17 protein-coding genes are annotated in these 17,604 nt (G+C 58.8%); 8 read left to right on the top strand and 9 right to left on the bottom strand.

Features of this window, described 5'->3' with window-relative positions; genetic code table 11:
- Positions 1-2 precede the first annotated feature (2 nt).
- Entirely contained in the window at positions 3-542 is a 540-nt protein-coding gene (locus QRN85_RS16990; RefSeq protein ID WP_062584388.1) for a TRAP transporter small permease subunit, read from the bottom strand.
- A gap of 424 nt (positions 543-966) precedes the next feature.
- Here QRN85_RS16990 and QRN85_RS16985 point away from each other — a divergent pair, with 424 nt between their 5' ends.
- Both QRN85_RS16985 and QRN85_RS16980 read left to right on the top strand, forming a co-directional pair.
- A complete protein-coding gene (locus QRN85_RS16985) occupies positions 967-1,191 on the top strand; it encodes an aa3-type cytochrome c oxidase subunit IV (RefSeq protein WP_062584390.1) in 225 nt (74 codons plus the stop codon).
- 226 nt (positions 1,192-1,417) lie between these two features.
- Complete coding sequence (locus QRN85_RS16980) at positions 1,418-3,271, top strand: ABC transporter ATP-binding protein (RefSeq protein ID WP_284759439.1); 1,854 nt, start codon at positions 1,418-1,420, stop codon at positions 3,269-3,271.
- Between the two features lie 44 nt (positions 3,272-3,315).
- Here the strand turns inward: QRN85_RS16980 and QRN85_RS16975 are convergent, their stop codons facing one another.
- The 4 genes from QRN85_RS16975 to rpsU form a co-directional block, all read right to left on the bottom strand.
- Positions 3,316-4,395 carry a D-alanyl-D-alanine carboxypeptidase family protein gene (locus tag QRN85_RS16975; RefSeq protein WP_284759438.1) on the bottom strand — a complete coding sequence of 360 codons (1,080 nt, stop codon included), beginning with the start codon at positions 4,393-4,395 and terminating at the stop codon, positions 3,316-3,318.
- A gap of 214 nt (positions 4,396-4,609) precedes the next feature.
- Positions 4,610-5,035: a plastocyanin/azurin family copper-binding protein gene (locus tag QRN85_RS16970; protein WP_284759437.1), complete on the bottom strand. Its 426-nt coding sequence runs from the start codon at positions 5,033-5,035 to the stop codon at positions 4,610-4,612.
- 166 nt (positions 5,036-5,201) lie between these two features.
- Positions 5,202-6,026 carry a tetratricopeptide repeat protein gene (locus tag QRN85_RS16965; RefSeq protein ID WP_284759436.1) on the bottom strand — a complete coding sequence of 275 codons (825 nt, stop codon included), beginning with the start codon at positions 6,024-6,026 and terminating at the stop codon, positions 5,202-5,204.
- 178 nt (positions 6,027-6,204) lie between these two features.
- Positions 6,205-6,435 (bottom strand): 30S ribosomal protein S21, encoded by a 231-nt coding sequence (rpsU, locus tag QRN85_RS16960; protein WP_045228355.1) that lies wholly within the window; start codon positions 6,433-6,435, stop codon positions 6,205-6,207.
- Positions 6,436-6,754: 319 nt separating this feature from the next.
- Between rpsU and QRN85_RS16955 the strand changes: the two genes are divergently transcribed.
- From QRN85_RS16955 to QRN85_RS16935, 5 genes are read left to right on the top strand one after another with little or no spacing between them, the layout of a single operon-like run.
- Entirely contained in the window at positions 6,755-8,008 is a 1,254-nt protein-coding gene (locus tag QRN85_RS16955) for a sarcosine oxidase subunit beta family protein (protein ID WP_112962865.1), read from the top strand.
- Positions 8,008-8,412 (top strand): peptide deformylase, encoded by a 405-nt coding sequence (locus tag QRN85_RS16950; protein WP_113169268.1) that lies wholly within the window; start codon positions 8,008-8,010, stop codon positions 8,410-8,412. The genes QRN85_RS16955 and QRN85_RS16950 overlap by 1 nt, the downstream gene beginning before the upstream one ends.
- A 9-nt stretch (positions 8,413-8,421) precedes the next feature.
- Positions 8,422-8,736 (top strand): sarcosine oxidase subunit delta, encoded by a 315-nt coding sequence (locus tag QRN85_RS16945; RefSeq protein ID WP_284759435.1) that lies wholly within the window; start codon positions 8,422-8,424, stop codon positions 8,734-8,736.
- Positions 8,733-11,690 (top strand): sarcosine oxidase subunit alpha, encoded by a 2,958-nt coding sequence (locus tag QRN85_RS16940; RefSeq protein ID WP_284759434.1) that lies wholly within the window; start codon positions 8,733-8,735, stop codon positions 11,688-11,690. The genes QRN85_RS16945 and QRN85_RS16940 overlap by 4 nt, the downstream gene beginning before the upstream one ends.
- Positions 11,683-12,231, top strand: coding sequence for a sarcosine oxidase subunit gamma (locus QRN85_RS16935; protein ID WP_284759433.1), 549 nt, complete (start codon positions 11,683-11,685; stop codon positions 12,229-12,231). Before QRN85_RS16940 ends, QRN85_RS16935 begins: the two co-directional genes overlap by 8 nt.
- Before the next feature lie 57 nt (positions 12,232-12,288).
- Here QRN85_RS16935 and QRN85_RS16930 read toward each other — a convergent pair whose 3' ends face one another.
- The gene (locus QRN85_RS16930; protein WP_113219818.1) at positions 12,289-12,918 is read right to left on the bottom strand and encodes a LysE family translocator; all 630 of its coding nucleotides are present in this window, start codon (positions 12,916-12,918) and stop codon (positions 12,289-12,291) included.
- An 86-nt stretch (positions 12,919-13,004) separates the two neighbouring features.
- Positions 13,005-14,375 carry an APC family permease gene (locus QRN85_RS16925; protein ID WP_062584411.1) on the bottom strand — a complete coding sequence of 457 codons (1,371 nt, stop codon included), beginning with the start codon at positions 14,373-14,375 and terminating at the stop codon, positions 13,005-13,007.
- A 300-nt stretch (positions 14,376-14,675) separates the two neighbouring features.
- Between QRN85_RS16925 and QRN85_RS16920 the strand changes: the two genes are divergently transcribed.
- Complete coding sequence (locus tag QRN85_RS16920; RefSeq protein ID WP_062584412.1) at positions 14,676-14,966, top strand: hypothetical protein; 291 nt, start codon at positions 14,676-14,678, stop codon at positions 14,964-14,966.
- 77 nt (positions 14,967-15,043) lie between these two features.
- Here the strand turns inward: QRN85_RS16920 and QRN85_RS16915 are convergent, their stop codons facing one another.
- Both QRN85_RS16915 and glgX read right to left on the bottom strand, forming a co-directional pair.
- Positions 15,044-15,532, bottom strand: coding sequence for a MaoC family dehydratase (locus QRN85_RS16915; RefSeq protein WP_284759432.1), 489 nt, complete (start codon positions 15,530-15,532; stop codon positions 15,044-15,046).
- A 91-nt stretch (positions 15,533-15,623) separates the two neighbouring features.
- Positions 15,624-17,573, bottom strand: coding sequence for a glycogen debranching protein GlgX (gene glgX / locus QRN85_RS16910; RefSeq protein WP_284759431.1), 1,950 nt, complete (start codon positions 17,571-17,573; stop codon positions 15,624-15,626).
- Positions 17,574-17,604: the final 31 nt, after the last annotated feature.

Raw genomic sequence — 17,604 nt, 5'->3', positions numbered from 1 at the left:
ATTTACTGGAGCGGTTTTTCGTATTTGGTGTCGAGCTGATAGAGCCCGCCCAAAGCGCCTATGCGCTTCACCAGTTCGGATATTCCCTGCAGGACGAGCAGTGCGAAACCGGCGAAAATGATGAATTTCACCGGCCAGCGAATGAGGCCGCCCGCATTGGAAGAGGTTTCGTTCTGCGCAAAGGACAGCGCAAATTCCGGCCAGCTCAGCCATGCCAGATAGGCGCAGGCCGGAAGCAGGAAGAAGACGAGGCCGATAATATCGACCCACAGCCGTGCACGGGGCGAGATCGCGCCGTAGATGATGTCGACGCGCACATGTTCGTTCATCCGCAACGTATAGGATGCGCCGATCAGAACGATGAACGCGAACATGTACCACTGGATTTCAAGCCAGCCGTTTGAACTGTAGTTGAAGACGTAACGCACGATGGCGTTGCCAGCGCTGACAAGGCAGCATATCAGCACGAGATAGCCTGCGAATTTGCCAAGGACTTCGCTGATCCCGTCGATAAGAGCGCTCAGATGTAGCAGAGCTTTCATTGTTTTCCCCTCCTCGATCCCTTTGCGGGTTTGGTGGGAGGAATAGCCCGGCCTGCCCGCATTTACCCATGCTGACACTCGTCGATTGAAACCGGAAATTCCCTCCACACTGATTCGTGTATGGGGAGAACCTGCCAAATGCAACTGTCCCGGCGCTTGCGGCTCGTTAATCACAAGGTTTGCGAAGCATTGTCAGACCCAATGTTGCGCCGCTGCATGATTTTGGGCTTTCCGCGGTCTCTTTTGCCGCTTCAAACCATTTTTGACGACAGCGCAGAAGCCCGCTGTTCTCTGCGTTGCGTTTTTAAATGATTCCATGTTAGGTCTTTTGCCGGAGCGTTCCGCAAAGGAATTCGTTCGCAAGGGAGCCGTGATCAGCGAGCGGAGTTGCGGACAGCCAGCGGATCTATGAAGGGGAATTTGCATGAGCGAACATCACACGGGTCCGATCGAAGTCGGTGCGCCGATGAATTATTCCGAGCACGAGAAGACCTATAGCGGTTTTCTGAACGCTGCCAAATTCGGCACCATGCTCGTTTGTGTGCTTCTGCTTGCCATGCTGGTCGGTTTCTTCACGACCGGCGGCTTTTTCGGTGGCCTGCTTGTTTTCGTCATCCTGTCGGTCGCTGGCTTCGTGCTTCTGCGCTAACTGATTTATCGAACAGGTCAGCATGTCCGATGGGAGCGCACGCTTCCGTCGGATTTCGCGCGTGGGTACAATGAGCTCTCCGGCTGCTATGACCGGTGACACAGCTTCCATCGCCGCACTGTTTTTCTGCAATCAGCGATAATTTTTTGAACCATGGAGCAATCCATGGTTAAATCCTGGCGATTCTCCTCGTTCATCCAGTCATTTGGATCGGTGTGTGAATGCCATGGCTTTTGCAGATTTTATGTATGGTCGGTTCGAGCGTCTGATCCGTCCGCTTGATATTCCCTACAAGCCGCTGCCATCGAAGGGCCCTTTTCAGCTCCTGATGCATTTTGTTCGGCTGTTCCGGTCCGTGCTGATCGCGATTTCGGTTTTTGCGGTCCTGATCGAGATGACCAATCTGTTTCTGGTCTGGAGCTTCTCTACCATTGTCGATGGCGTGACGGCACGGGGCGCTAAAGCCTTTCTGGAACAGGAGTGGCCCTTGCTGGCCACCATGGCCATCCTGCTCTTTCCCCTGCAGCCGTTTTTCTCCTTCATGGCAAACACGCTTTCATCGCAGGTGGTGACGGTTTGTATGCCGGCCTCCATTCAATGGCAGGGGCACAAGGCTGTCGAGCGCCAGGACCTGCGCTTCTTTCATGAATTGTTTGCGGGCCAGGTCGCATCCCGGCTCGGTCAGGTGGCGACGGCTGTCCAGCAGCAGGTCTCCGTCGCATTTTTCTCGGTTCCCTATTTCGCGGTCCAGTTCGTCGGCTCGCTCGTGCTGTTGACCAGCGTGGCATGGCCGCTGGCACTGCCGGTGCTTGTCTGGATTATTCTCAGCGTCTGGATTGCCGTAAAGGCCGTGCCGAATTTTTCGGAATATGCCCGTCGTTCTGCCAAGAAGCGCAGTTTTCTGGTGGGCTCCATGACCGATCTTTATTCCAACATGCAGATGGTCAAGCAGTTTGCCGCTGAAGACAGCGAGGCAGGCTCCCTGCGCAGGGTTTTTGCCGATGCCATTCAGGCGCAACACCGCGAGCGGCGGGTTTACCTGACGACCAGCATGGAAATACTGCTTCTCAATGTTGCGCTGTGGATTGCCATGCTGTCGATCGGCTTCTGGGGCATGATCGACGGTTTCGTGAGCACCGGCCAGTTTGCAGGCGCGCTCTATCTGACGCAGCGTCTATCCACCAATGCCCGCGCATTTCTGGATATGGGGCAGCAATTGTTTCAGGCTGCCGGCACCATCAGGGATGCCATGCCTGTTATGACGACGCCACCCGAAATTGTCGATGTGGACCGCGCCAGACCGCTTGTGGTGCGTGCAGGCGAGATAGAGTTCGACCAGATCCACTTCGAATATCAGCGGGAGAAAGCTGTGATCGCGGATCTGAACCTGCGGGTCAAAGCCGGAGAAAAGGTCGGGCTAGTGGGCCTTTCCGGTGCGGGAAAGACGACGCTGGTCAACCTGTTGCTGCGATTTTACGAGTTGAAGCAGGGCGCAGTCCGGATCGACGGGCAGGATATTCGCATGGTCACGCAGGGCAGTCTGCGGGAAAATATCGGCGTGATTTCACAGGATGTTTCGTTGCTGCACCGCTCGGTGGGCGACAACATCCGCTACGGCAAGCCAGGTGCCGACATGGACGAGATACGCGGTGCGGCACAGGCAGCGCAGGCCGACGGCTTCATTGCCGAGCTGACCGATAGTGAGGGCCGCAGCAGCTATGAGGCCTTTGTTGGCGACAGGGGCGTCAAGCTTTCCGGTGGCCAGCGTCAGCGGGTGGCAATTGCCCGGGTTCTTCTCAAGGACGCGCCCATTCTGGTTCTTGATGAAGCGACGTCGGCGCTCGACAGCGAATCCGAAGCCGCCATCCAGGAGAAGCTGGATGTGCTGATGGCGGGCAAGACGGTTATCGCCATTGCGCACCGGCTGTCGACCATTTCCCGAATGGACCGGATCATCGTTCTCGACAGGGGGCAGATTGTGGAGGAGGGCACGCCGTCTGCACTTCTGGAGCAGAATGGGCTTTATGCGCAACTGTGGAACAGGCAAACGGGCGGCTACATCGCTGATACGAGCGCGTGATGGTCGCCAAATGGAGCGGCATGGGCCAAGGGGAGCAGGCGGGGTCAGCCTGCCGGGCTTGGCGCTGCCGGTGCTTGCGCAGGGCGCTGTGCCGGTAGCGGCACGACCGGCGCTATCTCGGTCTGCCATGTGGCGATGGTGTGAATCTGGCCCGGTATCTGGTCTTTCAGGAAGGATTCGTGGCCGGGCAGGCCCATGGGATAGAGTGCTTCCCGCTCGGCCTCATAGGCAACGCTCTTGTCGGTGCAGAGACGGACGCGCATGTCCTGTGGTGCGAGATCGGTGCGGTTGGCGATTGTTTCCACCGGCGCGGACGGTGAGAGGCGACCTTCGAAGGCCTCTTGCAGATACTGGGCTGCACGCTCGTCGCGCTCGCGCTCTGTCGTTGCACCCATGATCACCACCATCAACCGCTTGCCGTTGCGCGTGGCAAGCCCGACATAATTGCGGCCAGACGCGCACAGAAAGCCTGTCTTCATGCCCACCGTGCCGGTGAAGCGGGTGAGCAGCGTATTGTTGGATTTGATCTCCTTGCCGTCGATGGTGACGGCGGAGCCCTGGAAGAAACGGGCATATTCCGGAAAGGCCCGATCAATCGCCATTCCGAGGACAGCCATGTCGCGGGCCGTGGTGTAATTGGTCTTGTTGAAAAGTCCGTTCGGGCTGGAAAAATGCGTTCCCGTCATTCCCAGACGCGCGGCTGTCGCATTCATGCGCTGGACGAAGGTGGCTTCATTGGGGGCAATCGTTTCCGCCAGGGCAACGGCAACATCATTAGCGGACGCCGTCAGCGTGGCAAAGAGGGCGTCCTCAAGCGTCATGGTCCGCCCCAGCGTGAGGCCGGATTCCAGAAAGGCCTGTTTTGTGGCGTTGGGCGTCATGACCACGGGGGTCGAGAGCGTAACCTCGCCTGAACGCAGCGCTTCAAACACCACCAGCGCTGTCATCAGCTTGGTTGTGGAGGCAGGATACCACGGCGCGCCCGCGTCTTCCTGATGCAGGACCTGATGGGTTGCGGTATCGATGACCAGCACAGGCGTCGCGGTGGCGGTGCCGCTGACGAAAAGCGATGCCGCGCAAGCAAAATGGGCCAATAGCCGCCGGGCCGATACTGTCTTGGTCATGTGCCACTCTCCACGAAGGCCCTCCTCATGACATGGGAGCGTGTGGGAGTACAAGCGTCTACTGATTCATAGGTGGGTTGAGGCAGACGCGTTTCTCGTCGGCAGGCCCCTTTTGCCTCCGCTGCAGCCATGCGTGACAGGGTGAATTGCGGGGCGGGAGGCGGGCGGCATCAGGCAGCGACTTGTTCAAAACAGCGTGATGCCGCCCGAAGGCTTATTTGGTTACCGTCAGCTGGGCGTGCATACCGGCCTGATAATGGCCCTTGATATTGCACAGCAGGACGTATGAGCCCGGTGTCAGCCTGGCCTTCAGCTCACCTTCTGCGCCGGGTTTGAGATCGGAGACTTCGCCCAAGCTTTTGAGCTTCTTCTCATCGATCCGGTCCTTGCCCGCGACGACCTCAATTTTCTGATCCGGCGATTTCAGCTTCACCAGCACCATTTCATGCTCTTCAGACATGGCGTCATTGTGCACCATGAATGTCGTTTCGCCGGCCTTGATGGTGGCCTTGTCCAGTGTCAACGTCATCGGCCCACCGGCTTCGCCGCCTTCGACGACCTTGACGATGGTGGCGGCAAAGCTCGGCGTTGCCATCTGCAGAATGACGGCGGCGGCAAACATGTATCGCATATACTTCATGTCGGTTCTCTCCCTGTGGATGCAGGCAGGGTTATGGCTCTATTCTGACACGAAGCTGAACGGGAGAGGCCGGTGAATGACCGATGTCAGGCTGCGGTTTCCATCGACAGCGGACATGAAAAAAGCCGGGACATGCCCGGCTTCGATGTGGTGAGGGAAACGTGCCTCAGGAAGCGCTGGCGCCACGGGTGCGGGCAACGCCATCAACGGCAGGCTTGTATTTCGGGTCGAGACGGGCGGCGTGGCCGTAGGATTTCGCGGCCTTGTCTCTTTCGCCACGGCGCTCATAGACCAGCGCCTGGTTCGCCCAGGATTCTGCCAGATCGCCGTTCAGCGCAATCGCATGGTTGAAGTCTGCAAAGGCATTTTCATCGTCGTTCAGCGCGACGTAGGAGATGCCGCGACCATTATAGGGCTCTGGCGAGTTCGGCGACAGCGAGATGGCCTTGGAGAAGTCCTCGATGGCCTGTGCGTGCTGGTTGCGCAGCTGATAGATCAGGCCGCGATTGTGCCATGCGCGTCCGTCGGTGGTGTCGAGATTGATGGCGGCGGAGAAGTCGTTGAAGGCTTCGTTGACGCGGCCGGTCTGGCGATAAAGATTGCCTCGGCCGATCAAAGCCACGTCGTAGCTGGGGTTGATCTGCAGCGCGCTGTTGTAGTCCTGAAGCGCCTGCTGCTGCTGGCCCATGTTGCGGTAGACGAGCGCGCGGTTGGCGTAGGCCTGATAAAAGCGTGGATTGAGCTGCAGCGCCCGCTCGAAATCTGCGATGGCGCGCTTGCTGTCACCGGCGCGTCCATAGGCGGAGCCGCGAACGTTGTAGCCTTCGGGATCCTGTGGATTGGCGTTGATGACCGAGGTCAGAGAGGTGATGTTTTCCGCCGAGCCCTGGGCACGATCCAGCTGGAAAACGTCATTGGTCTGGGAGCTTGTAGCGCAACCGGACAGCGCGGCAATGACGCCGCACAGGATCAAGGAGGAACGAAACCGCATCTTATCTCTCTGGGATACACCGCTTGAAAACGGATTTCTGGAATCACGGGTATCAACAGCGTTCATGCGATATGGGTTCCCTTTAACGAGCCGGTTCCACGGTCATAAACTCAAAGAGCGGCGGCGAAAAATTCGCCCCCGCCCCAAAAGCATTCAAAAACGTCGAAAAGACGGCCTATCAGCGTGCCGGAGCGCGCGGGCCAGCAATCAGACCTTCGCGCTGCATGCGCTTGCGTGCCAGCTTGCGAACGCGGCGAACGGCTTCAGCCTTTTCGCGTGCGCGCTTCTGAGATGGCTTTTCGTAGTAATCACGCATCTTCATTTCGCGGAAAATGCCTTCGCGCTGCATCTTCTTCTTGAGAGCGCGAAGCGCCTGATCAACGTTGTTGTCGCGGACTAGTACCTGCACGTGAATCCCGTTCCTTTGGTTGGTTATTTTGCCGTGTGAATAATGGCATTCGCAAGCAAACAAAAAATCGTTCGGTTGGCCGTGTGGCCGCGCGATTGGTGACGTGCAATATCAGATCATTTTTGCGAAGTCCAGACGTTAACTGTGCAAGACCCCCTAAAAAGCGAGCTTTGAAGCTTTCCGAGCGGCCATGTCGATACTTTATGTCGGCACGTCGCAAAATGAACATTCCCGCTCTATTTCATTTGCCATGTGTAAGGTTCTGCCGGAAGACTATGGAGCCGGGTTTCCCGACCGGTATTTAAGGAGTGGATTGCCAATGCGCAAATATTCGGTCTTCGCCGTCGCTCGTGAGGCTTTGCGCGGGCACAAGGGCTGGGATGCGCAATGGGCCTCTCCCGAACCACGGGCGTCCTATGATGTCATCATCATTGGCGGTGGCGGGCACGGGCTGGGTGCGGCCTATTATCTGGCCAAGGAACACGGCATTACCAATATTGCGGTTCTGGAAAAGGGCTGGATTGGCGGCGGCAACAGCGGGCGCAACACCACCATCATCCGCTCCAATTATCTCTATGAAGAGAGCATGGATATTTACGAGCATTCCCTGAAGCTGTGGGAAGGCTTGAGCCAGGATCTCAACTACAATGTGATGTATTCGGCGCGTGGCGTGATGATGCTGTCGCACAATGTGCATGACCAGCAGAGCTTCAAGCGCCATATCAATGCCAACAGGCTCTATGGCATCGACAATGAATGGCTGACGCCGGAACAGGCGAAGGCCTACTGTCCGCCGCTCGATATTTCCGCCAATGCCCGTTATGCCATCAACGGTGCAGCGCTTCAGCGCCGTGGCGGCACGGCGCGGCATGATGCTGTCAATTGGGGTTATGCGCGTGCGGCATCCGACCGTGGCGTACATGTGATCCAGAACTGCGAAGTCACGGCCATCCGGCGCGGGCCTGACGGTGCGGTGACGGGTGTTGAGACGAACAGGGGCTTTATCGGTGCCAAGAAGATCGGCGTTTCGGCGGCGGGCCATTCCTCCGTCGTCATGAAGATGGCCGATGTGCGGGTGCCGTTGGCGTCCAACCCGTTGCAGGCGCTGGTTTCGGAGCCGCTCAAGCCGATTTTCCCTTGCGTGGTCATGTCCAACACGGTGCATGCCTATATTTCGCAATCCGACAAGGGCGAGCTGGTGATTGGTGCGGGTACGGACCAGTATAATTCCTATTCCCAGACCGGCGGTTTGCAGATCATCACCCACACGCTGGATGCGATCTGCGAGCTGTTCCCGATTTTCCGGCGGGTGAAGATGATGCGGCAATGGGGCGGCATTACCGACAACACGCCCGACCGTTCCGCGATTCAGAGCCTGACGCCGGTGCCGAACCTCTTCCTTAATTGCGGTTGGGGCACGGGCGGGTTCAAGGCGACGCCGGGGTCTGCACATCTCTTTGCGCATCTGATCGCACGTGGCGAGCCGCACCCGTTGGCAGCGGGGCTGACGCTGGATCGTTTCCGCACCGGACGGCTGATCGATGAGGCAGCGGCTGCGGCGGTGGCGCATTGATGATGCCGGGCGCACTTCTTGCGGCTGTTGTGGCAACTGCGCCTCTGCAGGTCAGCAAGCTTGTGCCCGAGGTGGGAGATTTCCGTATGCAGACGATCCGCAAGGCGCAGGGTGAAACCGGCTGGCCCTTTGCGGCGAATGAGGGAATTTTGCTCTGCGCGCCCGTGATTGGCGACAAGGCGGTCTATTTCGTGGCGGAAAAGGAGGATGGCGGGCAGGAAGAGCCTGTTGTTCTCAACATCAACCCGATGATGATGGCCGTCGTCAATCTCGGCAAGACCAAGGTTTTCCGCGACTTCAAGACCGTCGATGAACTGATGAACAGGCTTTATCCCTATATCACCATGGGAAAGCGCCTGTGTGACCAACCCGCCGGAACCATCGTTCCGGAAAGCTCTCTTTGAGGCAAGACCATGCTGTTGATCCGTTGTCCCTATTGTGAAGATGAGCGTTCCGAGCTGGAGTTCCGCTGGGCGGGCGAGGCGCATATTGCGCGGCCTCAAAACATCTCGGCCATTTCCGACGAGGAATTTTCCGAATTTTTCTTCATGCGCGACAATGACAAGGGCATGGTGTTTGAGCGCTGGCGGCATATTCAGGGCTGCGGCCGCTTCTTCAATGCGGCGCGCCACTCCGTAACCGACAAGATCCATCTGACCTACAAGGCGGGTGAGCCGAAGCCCGATGAGGCGACGATCATGGCGGCGAGTGAAGGAGCGGCACGATGAGCGGCGGTTACCGTATCAAGGGCGCTGGCCGCCTGACGCCTGCGCGCACCGCGCGGTTTACCTTCGACGGCAAGATCCACACGGCTTATCAGGGTGACACGGTTGCCTCCGCACTTCTGGCCGATGGCGTGCATCTGATTGGCCGCTCGTTCAAATATCACCGTCCACGCGGGTTCTTGTCCGCCGGGCCGGAAGAGCCGAATGCGCTGATCGATGTTTCCCGAGACAGCAGCCGCAAGCAACCCAATGTGCGCGCCACGGTGCAGGAAGTGTTCGATGGCGCCATCGTCTCGTCGCAGAACCGCTTTCCATCGCTCTCCTTCGACGTGGGGGCAATCAATGATGTCTTCTCGCCCATGTTTGTGGCGGGCTTCTACTACAAGACCTTCATGTGGCCGAGGGCTGCCTGGGACAAGCTCTATGAACCGATCATCCGCCGGGCGGCGGGCCTTGGCAGCGCGCCGAAGGAAGGTGACAACGACCATTATTCCAGCCGCTTTGCCCATTGCGACGTGCTGGTGGCGGGCGGTGGCGTGGCTGGTTTGACGGCAGCGCTTTCCGCCGCAAAGACCGGCGCAAAGGTCATGCTGGTTGATGAGAATGCCGATATTGGCGGTGCATTGCGGTTCGATAACGGCGCGACCATTGATGGCCTCAACGGATATGATTGGGCGCAGAGGACTTTGGCCGAGCTGAAAGCCATGCCGAATGTGCAGGTTTTGCAGCGCACGACGGTATTCGGCTATTACAACCACAATTTCATCGGCCTTGCCGAGCGCGTGACCGACCATCTGGCCACACCGGGACATGAACCGCGCGAACGCCTGTGGCAGGTGCGGGCCAAAAAGGTTGTGCTGGCGACGGGTGCGATCGAGCGGCACATGGTGTTTGCCAATAATGACCGGCCGGGTATCATGCTGGCATCGGCTGCGCGCACATATCTCAACCATTATGGCGTCGCCGTTGGCCACAATGTCGGTGTCTATACCGCGCATGACTCGGCTTATGAGACGGCGTTTGACCTGAAGCGGGCGGGCGTCGCCATTGCCGCCATCGTGGATTGCCGCGCCAGCCCGGATGCAAAGCTTCTGGATGAGGCGCGCACACTCGGCATCGAGGTGCTGGCGGGTCATAGCGTTTATGATACGACGGGGCGTCTGCGGGTTTCCTCCATTACGGTTGGTCGCAATGGCGGGTCATCCAAGCGCAAGATCAAGGTGGATGCGCTCATCGTTTCCGCAGGCTGGACGCCATCGGTGCATCTCTTCTCGCAATCTCGCGGCAAGCTCAAATATGACGCGGAAAATCAGCGTTTTCTGCCAGACGTGCATGTGCAGGAGTGCGTTTCGATCGGTGCCTGCAACGGCACGGATGACCTCGGCGCTCTCATTGCCGAGGCGGCGAGTGCTGGCGGTGGAGCGGTGGAGTTTTCCGCCAGCAACGCGCATGCTTGGACCGGCGGCATGATCGGTGCTGCCGAAGGCGCGGGCGAAGGCGATAATGTCAAAGCCTTCATCGATTTCCAGCACGATGTCTGCGCCAAGGATATCCGCCTTGCCGTGCGCGAAGGCATGCATTCCATCGAGCACATCAAGCGCTTCACCACCAATGGCATGGCGTCCGATCAGGGCAAGATGTCCAACATGCATGGTCTGGCAATCGCGTCCGAGGCCTTGGGCCGCCCGCTGCCGACGGTGGGTCTGACGACCTTCCGCGCGCCCTATACGCCTGTGACGTTCGGCACGCTGGTTGGTCATTCCAGAGGCAAGCTGTTCGACCCCGCCCGCAAGACGCCGATGCATGCGCTGGAAGAGGCAGCGGGGGCCGCTTTCGAAGATGTGGGCAACTGGAAGCGTGCGTGGTTCTACCCACGTGCTGGCGAAGACATGCACCAGGCCGTGAACCGCGAATGCAAGACGGTGCGCGAAACGGTTGGCGTGTTCGATGCGTCAACATTGGGCAAGATCGAGGTTGTCGGGCCGGATGCGGCCAAGTTCCTCAACCTGCTCTACACCAATGCCTGGGACACGCTGAAACCCGGCCGCTGCCGCTATGGCATCATGACCCGCGAAGATGGCTTCGTCTATGATGACGGCGTTGTCGGGCGTCTGGCCGAAGACCGTTTCCATGTGACGACGACAACCGGCGGTGCGCCGCGCGTGCTGCACCATATGGAAGACTATCTCCAGACGGAATTCCCGGAGCTGAATGTGTGGCTGACATCGGCCACCGAGCAATGGGCCGTTATTGCCGTGCAGGGGCCAAAGGCGCGGGAAGTGATTGCGCCGCTGGTCGAGGGCATCGATCTTTCGCCGGAAGCATTCCCGCATATGGCCATTGCCGAGGGCACGATATGCGGCGTGCCGACGCGGCTGTTCCGCGTTTCCTTTACGGGCGAACTTGGTTTCGAAATCAACGTTCCCGCCGATTTCGGCCCGGCTGTGTGGAAAGAGATTGCGCAGCGGGCTGAAGCTGTCGGCGGTTGCCTTTATGGTACCGAGGCCATGCATATTCTGCGTGCCGAGAAGGGCTATATCATCGTGGGGCAGGATACGGATGGGACCGTGACGCCTGACGATGCGGGGCTTGGCTGGGCGGTTTCCAAGAAAAAGACGGATTTTGTCGGTATCCGCGGCTTGCAGCGCCCTGATCTAACGCGTGAAGGGCGCAAGCAGCTTGTTGGCCTGCTGCCAAAAAATCCGCATGAGGTGCCGGAAGAGGGTGGGCAGATCGTGGCCGATCCAAACCAGCCAAAACCGATGACGATGCTGGGCCATGTGACGTCATCCTATTGGTCTGAAAATCTTGGCCGCTCCATCGCCTTCGGGCTGGTGGCCGGTGGCCGGGCGCGGATGGGCGAAACGCTGTATATTCCGCTCGCCGACAAGACGATTGCCGTTGAGGTGACGGACATGGTGTTCTTCGACAAGGAAGGGGGCCGCATCAATGGCTGATCTCATAGTGGCAAACCGCACACTGGTTCTTGAAGGCGCTCGCGCCGGTTCCGCAAATGTTTCGATCAAGGTTGCGGCGCCCGCCTACAGGCTTTCGCTGCGCGCCAGGGCCGATGCGGTTGCAGAGCTTTCGCAGACGCTGGATATCAGCCTGCCGCAGACGCCCAAAACGTCCACCACGTCAGGCCTCCGCGCCGCACTCTGGCTCGGGCCGGATGAGTGGCTGGTTATAGACCAGGGCGAAAGCAACCTGATGGAAGCCTGCGCAAGCGTTACCGCCGCCCATTCCGCCACCGACGTTTCTCACCGCAACGTGGCCATGACAGTCTCGGGCGAAGGCGCGGAAGCGACGCTGAACGCGGGATGCCCGCAGGATCTCTCGCTGGAAGCCTTCCCCGTGGGAGCTTGCTCGCGCACGCTGTTCGGCAAGGCAGAAGTGGTGCTTTTGCGGGTTACGGAAGATACGTTCCGGGTGGAGTGCTGGCGGTCTTTTGCGGACTATGTGTTCGGCTTGCTGGAAGAGGGCGCGCGGGACGCCTGAGGCGTTTTGTTGCCGACAAGCGTCAGGCAGAGGTTACGCTCCGCCTGACATATTTTCTCAAGGTCTGCTTCCCAATGCCAGACGGCATGCCAAGCCGGTAAATACGCTCGCCAGCAAATATTGCGGCAGCTTCGGAAAACGGCTGACTGCGGAGAGCCGGTGACGGATGCTGGTGCCCAGCAGAATGACCGCACCATTCACCAGAAACCCTACGCCATTCAGGATGCTGGCGAGGGCCACGGTCTGGATCAGTATGGAGCCATTCGGATCGATGAATTGCGGGAAGAGAGCCAGCACGAACAGTGCCATTTTCGGGTTGAGGATGTTGGTCGCCAGACCCTCGCTGAAAATGCGTTTTCCCGACAGTTTTTTAAGACCCGCCGATGGGGCAAAGGCTGAACTTTTCGAACGAATTGTCTTATATGCGAGATAGAGCAGGTAGGCGCATCCCGCCCAGCGTACGATCTCATAGGCAAGGGGCACAGTCACAAACAGCTGGGACAGACCAAGGGCTGCAGCGATTGCGTGGCAATATGTGCCCGCGGCTATTCCCGCATAGGTGAGAAAACCGGCTGAGCGGCCTTGGCTGACACTGCGTGATGCAATCAGCAGCATATCAGGACCAGGCGTTGCCGTCAGCACGACTGCGGCGGCAGAGAACAGCATGAGGGTGGAGAAGTCCGGCATGGAATTTCCTTTGAAATGGGAGCCGGAATTCCGATTTATCACCGTGGGTATGGAATGCAACCATGCCCACGGCGTATTTGCGTTCTTTAAACTGCTTTACGCTGCATCTTCATGAAGCTGATCGTGGCAAGCCATAGCAGCACTCCGATGAAGAGCAGCACACCGGCAATCGAGTACTGAACCGGGTCGCGGCCTGTCCATGGTCCCACGAGGAAGAAGCAGCTGGCCGCGCCGATGATGGGGACGATGGTCGGGGTGCGGAAATGCTTGTGCGCCACCTTGTCCTTGCGCAGCACCAGCACCGCGATGTTGACGATGGTGAAGACACCGAGCAGCAGCAGCGCCGTGGTGCCACCCAGTGCTGGCACGCCGCCCGCAAAGGCGATGAGGCCAATGGCGATGATGGATGTGAAGACGATGGCGATATAGGGGGTCTGGCGGGCCTTGTGGACCTTGCCGAGTGCTGGCGGCAGCACGTTCTCGCGGCTCATGCCGTAGATCAGACGGCTGGCCATCATCATGTTGATGAGTGCGGAATTGGCGACGGCAAACATGGTAATGATGCCGAAAATGCCGATGGGGAAGTTGGGCGCACCGGCGGCTACCACCTTCAGAAGGGGCGTTTCGCCTTCGCCAAGCTCGGCTGCGGGAACCAGCGTGATGGCCGAGATGGCGACGAGAATGTAGATGACGCCGGTGATGGCGAGGCCGCCCAGCAGCACCTTCGGGAAGATGCGGGCCGGTTGCTTGCACTCCTCGGCCATATTGACCGAATCCTCGAACCCGACCATGGCGAAGAAGGCAAGCGTGGTGGCGGCAACGACTGACCACATGACGCCGGTATCGCCAGCAGGCTCGAAGGTCCAGACGCGTGAGACATCGCCCTGACCGTTGCCGATGGCCCAGAAACCGATGCCGATGATGATGAGCAGACCGGTCAGTTCAACGACGGTGAGCACCACATTCATCTTCACGCTTTCGCCCACCCCGCGAAAATTGATGAGCCCGATGGCGGCGATGAAGGCGATGGCGACCCCGGTGACGCCGAAGGCGCCAAAATCAAAGCCGGTGACTGTCGTGAAATTGGCGGCAAAAGCGCGTGATGCCGTGGCGGCAGAAGTGACGCCTGACGACATGACGGTGAAAGCGACCAGAAACGTGATGAAGTGCACGCCGAACGCCTTATGGGTGTAAAGTGCAGCACCTGCGGCCTTCGGGTATTTGGTGACGAGTTCCAGATAGGAGCAGGCGGTGAGCAGCGCCACGCCGAAAGCAATGAGGAAGGGAAGCCAGACAACACCGCCGACTTTTGCGGCCACCTGACCCGTTAGCGCGTAAATTCCGGTCCCGAGAATATCACCGACGATGAACAGGAGCAGAAGCCCCGGCCCGATTACGCGTTTAAGTTCAGTTTTCGGCTCTGCTGAATCAATCGGCTGCGTTACCGGTGTTGCCATGGACGTTCCCCCTCAAGCGTGTGGTATTGAACGCAGAGCAAAAGCAGAGGTTCCCGCGACAGTGGCATGCGGCGGTACTCGCAAGTTTGCTGTATTAACAATCATTTAAATGTGGACTGGTTTTCCTGGCTTAACCTGCTTATTGCTGGCGCGGGCCAAGCGCCTGTTGTGACGCATGCAGTGATAGATCATGCACCGCAAGCGCCACAGCATCAGGAGCAAGGGCAAAGTGAAGCCCTCTCGCTCGATGAAAGAATGATGTCTGCAATTTGCAGACGCAGAATAAGCAGGAGTATCACCATGTCGAACACGAAAAACATCCTGGCTGCAGCCGTCGTTGCTGTTGTCGTCGGTGGCGGGTTCATGGCCTATGACAAGACGAGAGGCGCAGAATGGGTCGTCTCGCCCCAGGAGATTGCCGAGGCGAAGGCGCAGGGCAAGCCTGGCGTCGAGTCGCGCCCTGGCACCGTTACCGTCCTGCCCATTCGCAGCGAAACGGCAGATGTTCTTCCGATGAAATGGGCGCTCTATGGCTTGATTGCCGGCCTGTTGGTGTTCGTTTCCCTGCGAAAGAAGCAGAAATCTGCCTGATAGAAACGGCTCCGTTCGTTTCATGAGACAGCGGAGCCACATCACCTTACGCGCCTGCCTGATATCAGGCTTACGGTTCAATCACCCTCCGGTCGGTCTTCCGGGTTGAACTGGCTGATGGTGGTCCAGCGGGCTGTCAGCGCTGGTTTTTTCTCGTTTTCGATTTCCACCGTCACGTCATAGGTGTTCATCAGCATAGCTGCACCGCGAAAGCGGGCCTCGGCCAGGGTGAAATGACCGCGAATGCGGGCACCGCTTTTGACCGGCGTGACGAAGTGCAGCTTTTCGAAGCCGTAATTGATGCCCATGGTTTGTTCGCGGATTTTGGGCAGGGCACTGTAATTCATCGCAGACAGCAGCGACACCGTGAGGAAGCCGTGGGCGATGGTGCCGCCAAAGGGGCTTTCGGCTTTCGCCCGCTCAGGATCTGTGTGGATGAACTGGTCATCCAGGGTTGCCTTGGCAAAGGCATCGATCATGGCCTGATCGACCGTAATCCAGTCCGATGTTCCGACTTCGGTACCGACAAGACCTTTGACCTCGGCCAGAGAGATTTCCTTGGACATGGTTCCTCGCGACGTGGTTGAAGGCTGGTATCAGCGGGTGAAGCTTACATCCCTCTGATGAAAGAACAATTGCCTTTTTGCAGTGCAATATTCATGTCTGAAGGTAAAAAACCACTGACCGTGCGGGCAGGAAGGCGGGGTTGCCGAAATCCGTACCCAGCGGCTGCCACGCGCCTGGAAGCTGGAAGGGCACGACCTCGCGCGTGCGGTTAAAGAGAATGGCAAGACGCACGTCCTCGCCGGTTTCCCGGTCATTGGTTTTCAGCACCATGGCAAGCGGCGTTCCCTCCGGTCTTTGCCAGTCCTCCAGCGTCATGGGCAGACCCGTCGGCGACAGCCACTCGACATCCTTCGTGTGGGGAGAGAAGAACGCGGTTTCCTGGAAGACGTCGAACCGCTTTCGCAGCGCACACAGAAATGCGGTGTGGTCGATCAGGTCAGCCGAAAGGCCCGCCCAATCCACGAACGTAATGTCATTGTCCTGGCAATAGGCATTGTTGTTGCCCCGCTGGCTGCGGCCACCCTCATCTCCCGCCGTCAGCATGATGGTGCCACGCGTCACGAACAGGGTGGAAAGCAGCGCCTTCACATCATCGATGCGCGCAGCAAGGATAGCGGCATCGTCGGTTTCGCCTTCCTGGCCGTTGTTCCAGGAATAGTTCTCATTGTGCCCGTCGCGATTGTCTTCGCCATTCGCTTCATTGTGCTTGGTCTCATGGGAGACGAGATCATGCAGCGTAAAGCCATCATGCGCGGCAAGAAAGTTGACGCTGCGGGTGGCGGTCCGGTTGTGGCGCGAAAAGATGGCGGAGGAACCGGCCAGTGCATCGGCCAGTGTGCCGGTCGTGCTGGCATCGCCGCGCCAGTAGCGACGCAGATCATCCCGTGCACGGTCGTTCCATTCGAGGAAGTTTTCCGGGAAGTTGCCGAGTTGGTAGCCGCCGGGGCCGATATCCCAGGGTTCGGCGATCATGATGCGGTCATGCAGCAACGGGTCGGCATGGATGGCGGCAAGGGTTTCGCTGGCGGCGTCAAAGCCCGCTGCCGTGCGGGCGAGAATGGGGGCGAGATCGAAGCGGAAACCATCTACGCCCGCATGGGCCACGAAGTGTCGCAACGTATCGATAACCAGTTGGCGAACCTGCGGATGGTCGCAGGCCACGGTATTACCGGTGCCGGTATCATTGACCAGCGTTCCGGGGTCATCCGGCAGGTGGCGGTAATAGCTGAGATTGTCCAGCCCGCGCAGGGAGAGCGTCGTGCCGAAGCGGTCGCTTTCGCCTGTGTGATTGAACACGAGATCGAGAATGATGCCGATGCCTGCTTCGCGCAGTGTGGCAACCGTATCGCGCAATTCTTCCACACCGCCGGGGCACAGGCGCGGATCAAGCGCCATGAAGCCAACGGGGTTATAACCCCAGCCATTGGTAAGGCCGAGCGGGGGCAGATGGCGCTCATCGATCCAGGCGGTGATGGGCATCAGCTCGATCGCATCGACACCAATGGTTTTGAGATGCGCAATGATCGCGGGGTGAGCGAGGGCTGCGACCGTTCCCTTGATGCTGTCTGGAACATCCGGGTGCAGGATGGTGAAAGGCCTTACGGCGACTTCATAGATCAGGCCGGTTGACGAAAAAAGCGGAGGAAGGCGTTTGACCGGCTGGTACTGCGAGACGATGGCTTTCGGCACGATATGCGCCGTTTCCGCTCCGAAGGCAAAAAGGGCAGGTTCCTGCGTGAAAGGTCGGTCGATCTGCGTGGCATAGGGGTCGAGCAGGAGTTTCGACGGATCGAACCACAGGCCGTGATCAGGTGCGTAGACGCCATGAGCGCGAAAGCCGTAGCGGGTGCCGATGGGGGCCTCCGTTGTGACGACGTGGATGTCGTTTTCATCGCGCTGCATGGGCAGGCGGGCAGTCTCAATGTTGCCGGTGGCATCGAAAAGGCAGAGGTCGATCTGCGAGGCGTGGCGGGAATAGACAGAAAATGCCGTGCCGTTTGCCGTGGGAACGGCGCCTGATGGGGAAACGGTGGGGGGCATGATGTGTCCGTTCGTCTTTATGGTTTTTGGG

The sequence above is a fragment of the Agrobacterium sp. fls2-241-TYG-188a genome, from assembly GCF_030209845.1.
This window is presented reverse-complemented; position numbering and strand designations above follow the sequence as displayed.

Excerpts from the sequence above, each read along its gene's own strand:
- QRN85_RS16990 (WP_062584388.1), bottom strand. The coding sequence starts at position 542 with ATGAAAGCTCTGCTACATCTGAGCGCTCTTATCGACGGGATCAGCGAA.
- QRN85_RS16985 (WP_062584390.1), top strand. The coding sequence starts at position 967 with ATGAGCGAACATCACACGGGTCCGATCGAAGTCGGTGCGCCGATGAAT.
- QRN85_RS16980 (WP_284759439.1), top strand. The coding sequence starts at position 1,418 with ATGGCTTTTGCAGATTTTATGTATGGTCGGTTCGAGCGTCTGATCCGT.
- QRN85_RS16975 (WP_284759438.1), bottom strand. The coding sequence starts at position 4,395 with ATGACCAAGACAGTATCGGCCCGGCGGCTATTGGCCCATTTTGCTTGC.
- QRN85_RS16970 (WP_284759437.1), bottom strand. The coding sequence starts at position 5,035 with ATGAAGTATATGCGATACATGTTTGCCGCCGCCGTCATTCTGCAGATG.
- QRN85_RS16965 (WP_284759436.1), bottom strand. The coding sequence starts at position 6,026 with ATGCGGTTTCGTTCCTCCTTGATCCTGTGCGGCGTCATTGCCGCGCTG.
- QRN85_RS16955 (WP_112962865.1), top strand. The coding sequence starts at position 6,755 with ATGCGCAAATATTCGGTCTTCGCCGTCGCTCGTGAGGCTTTGCGCGGG.
- QRN85_RS16950 (WP_113169268.1), top strand. The coding sequence starts at position 8,008 with ATGATGCCGGGCGCACTTCTTGCGGCTGTTGTGGCAACTGCGCCTCTG.
- QRN85_RS16945 (WP_284759435.1), top strand. The coding sequence starts at position 8,422 with ATGCTGTTGATCCGTTGTCCCTATTGTGAAGATGAGCGTTCCGAGCTG.
- QRN85_RS16940 (WP_284759434.1), top strand. The coding sequence starts at position 8,733 with ATGAGCGGCGGTTACCGTATCAAGGGCGCTGGCCGCCTGACGCCTGCG.
- QRN85_RS16935 (WP_284759433.1), top strand. The coding sequence starts at position 11,683 with ATGGCTGATCTCATAGTGGCAAACCGCACACTGGTTCTTGAAGGCGCT.
- QRN85_RS16930 (WP_113219818.1), bottom strand. The coding sequence starts at position 12,918 with ATGCCGGACTTCTCCACCCTCATGCTGTTCTCTGCCGCCGCAGTCGTG.
- QRN85_RS16925 (WP_062584411.1), bottom strand. The coding sequence starts at position 14,375 with ATGGCAACACCGGTAACGCAGCCGATTGATTCAGCAGAGCCGAAAACT.
- QRN85_RS16920 (WP_062584412.1), top strand. The coding sequence starts at position 14,676 with ATGTCGAACACGAAAAACATCCTGGCTGCAGCCGTCGTTGCTGTTGTC.
- QRN85_RS16915 (WP_284759432.1), bottom strand. The coding sequence starts at position 15,532 with ATGTCCAAGGAAATCTCTCTGGCCGAGGTCAAAGGTCTTGTCGGTACC.
- glgX (WP_284759431.1), bottom strand. The coding sequence starts at position 17,573 with ATGCCCCCCACCGTTTCCCCATCAGGCGCCGTTCCCACGGCAAACGGC.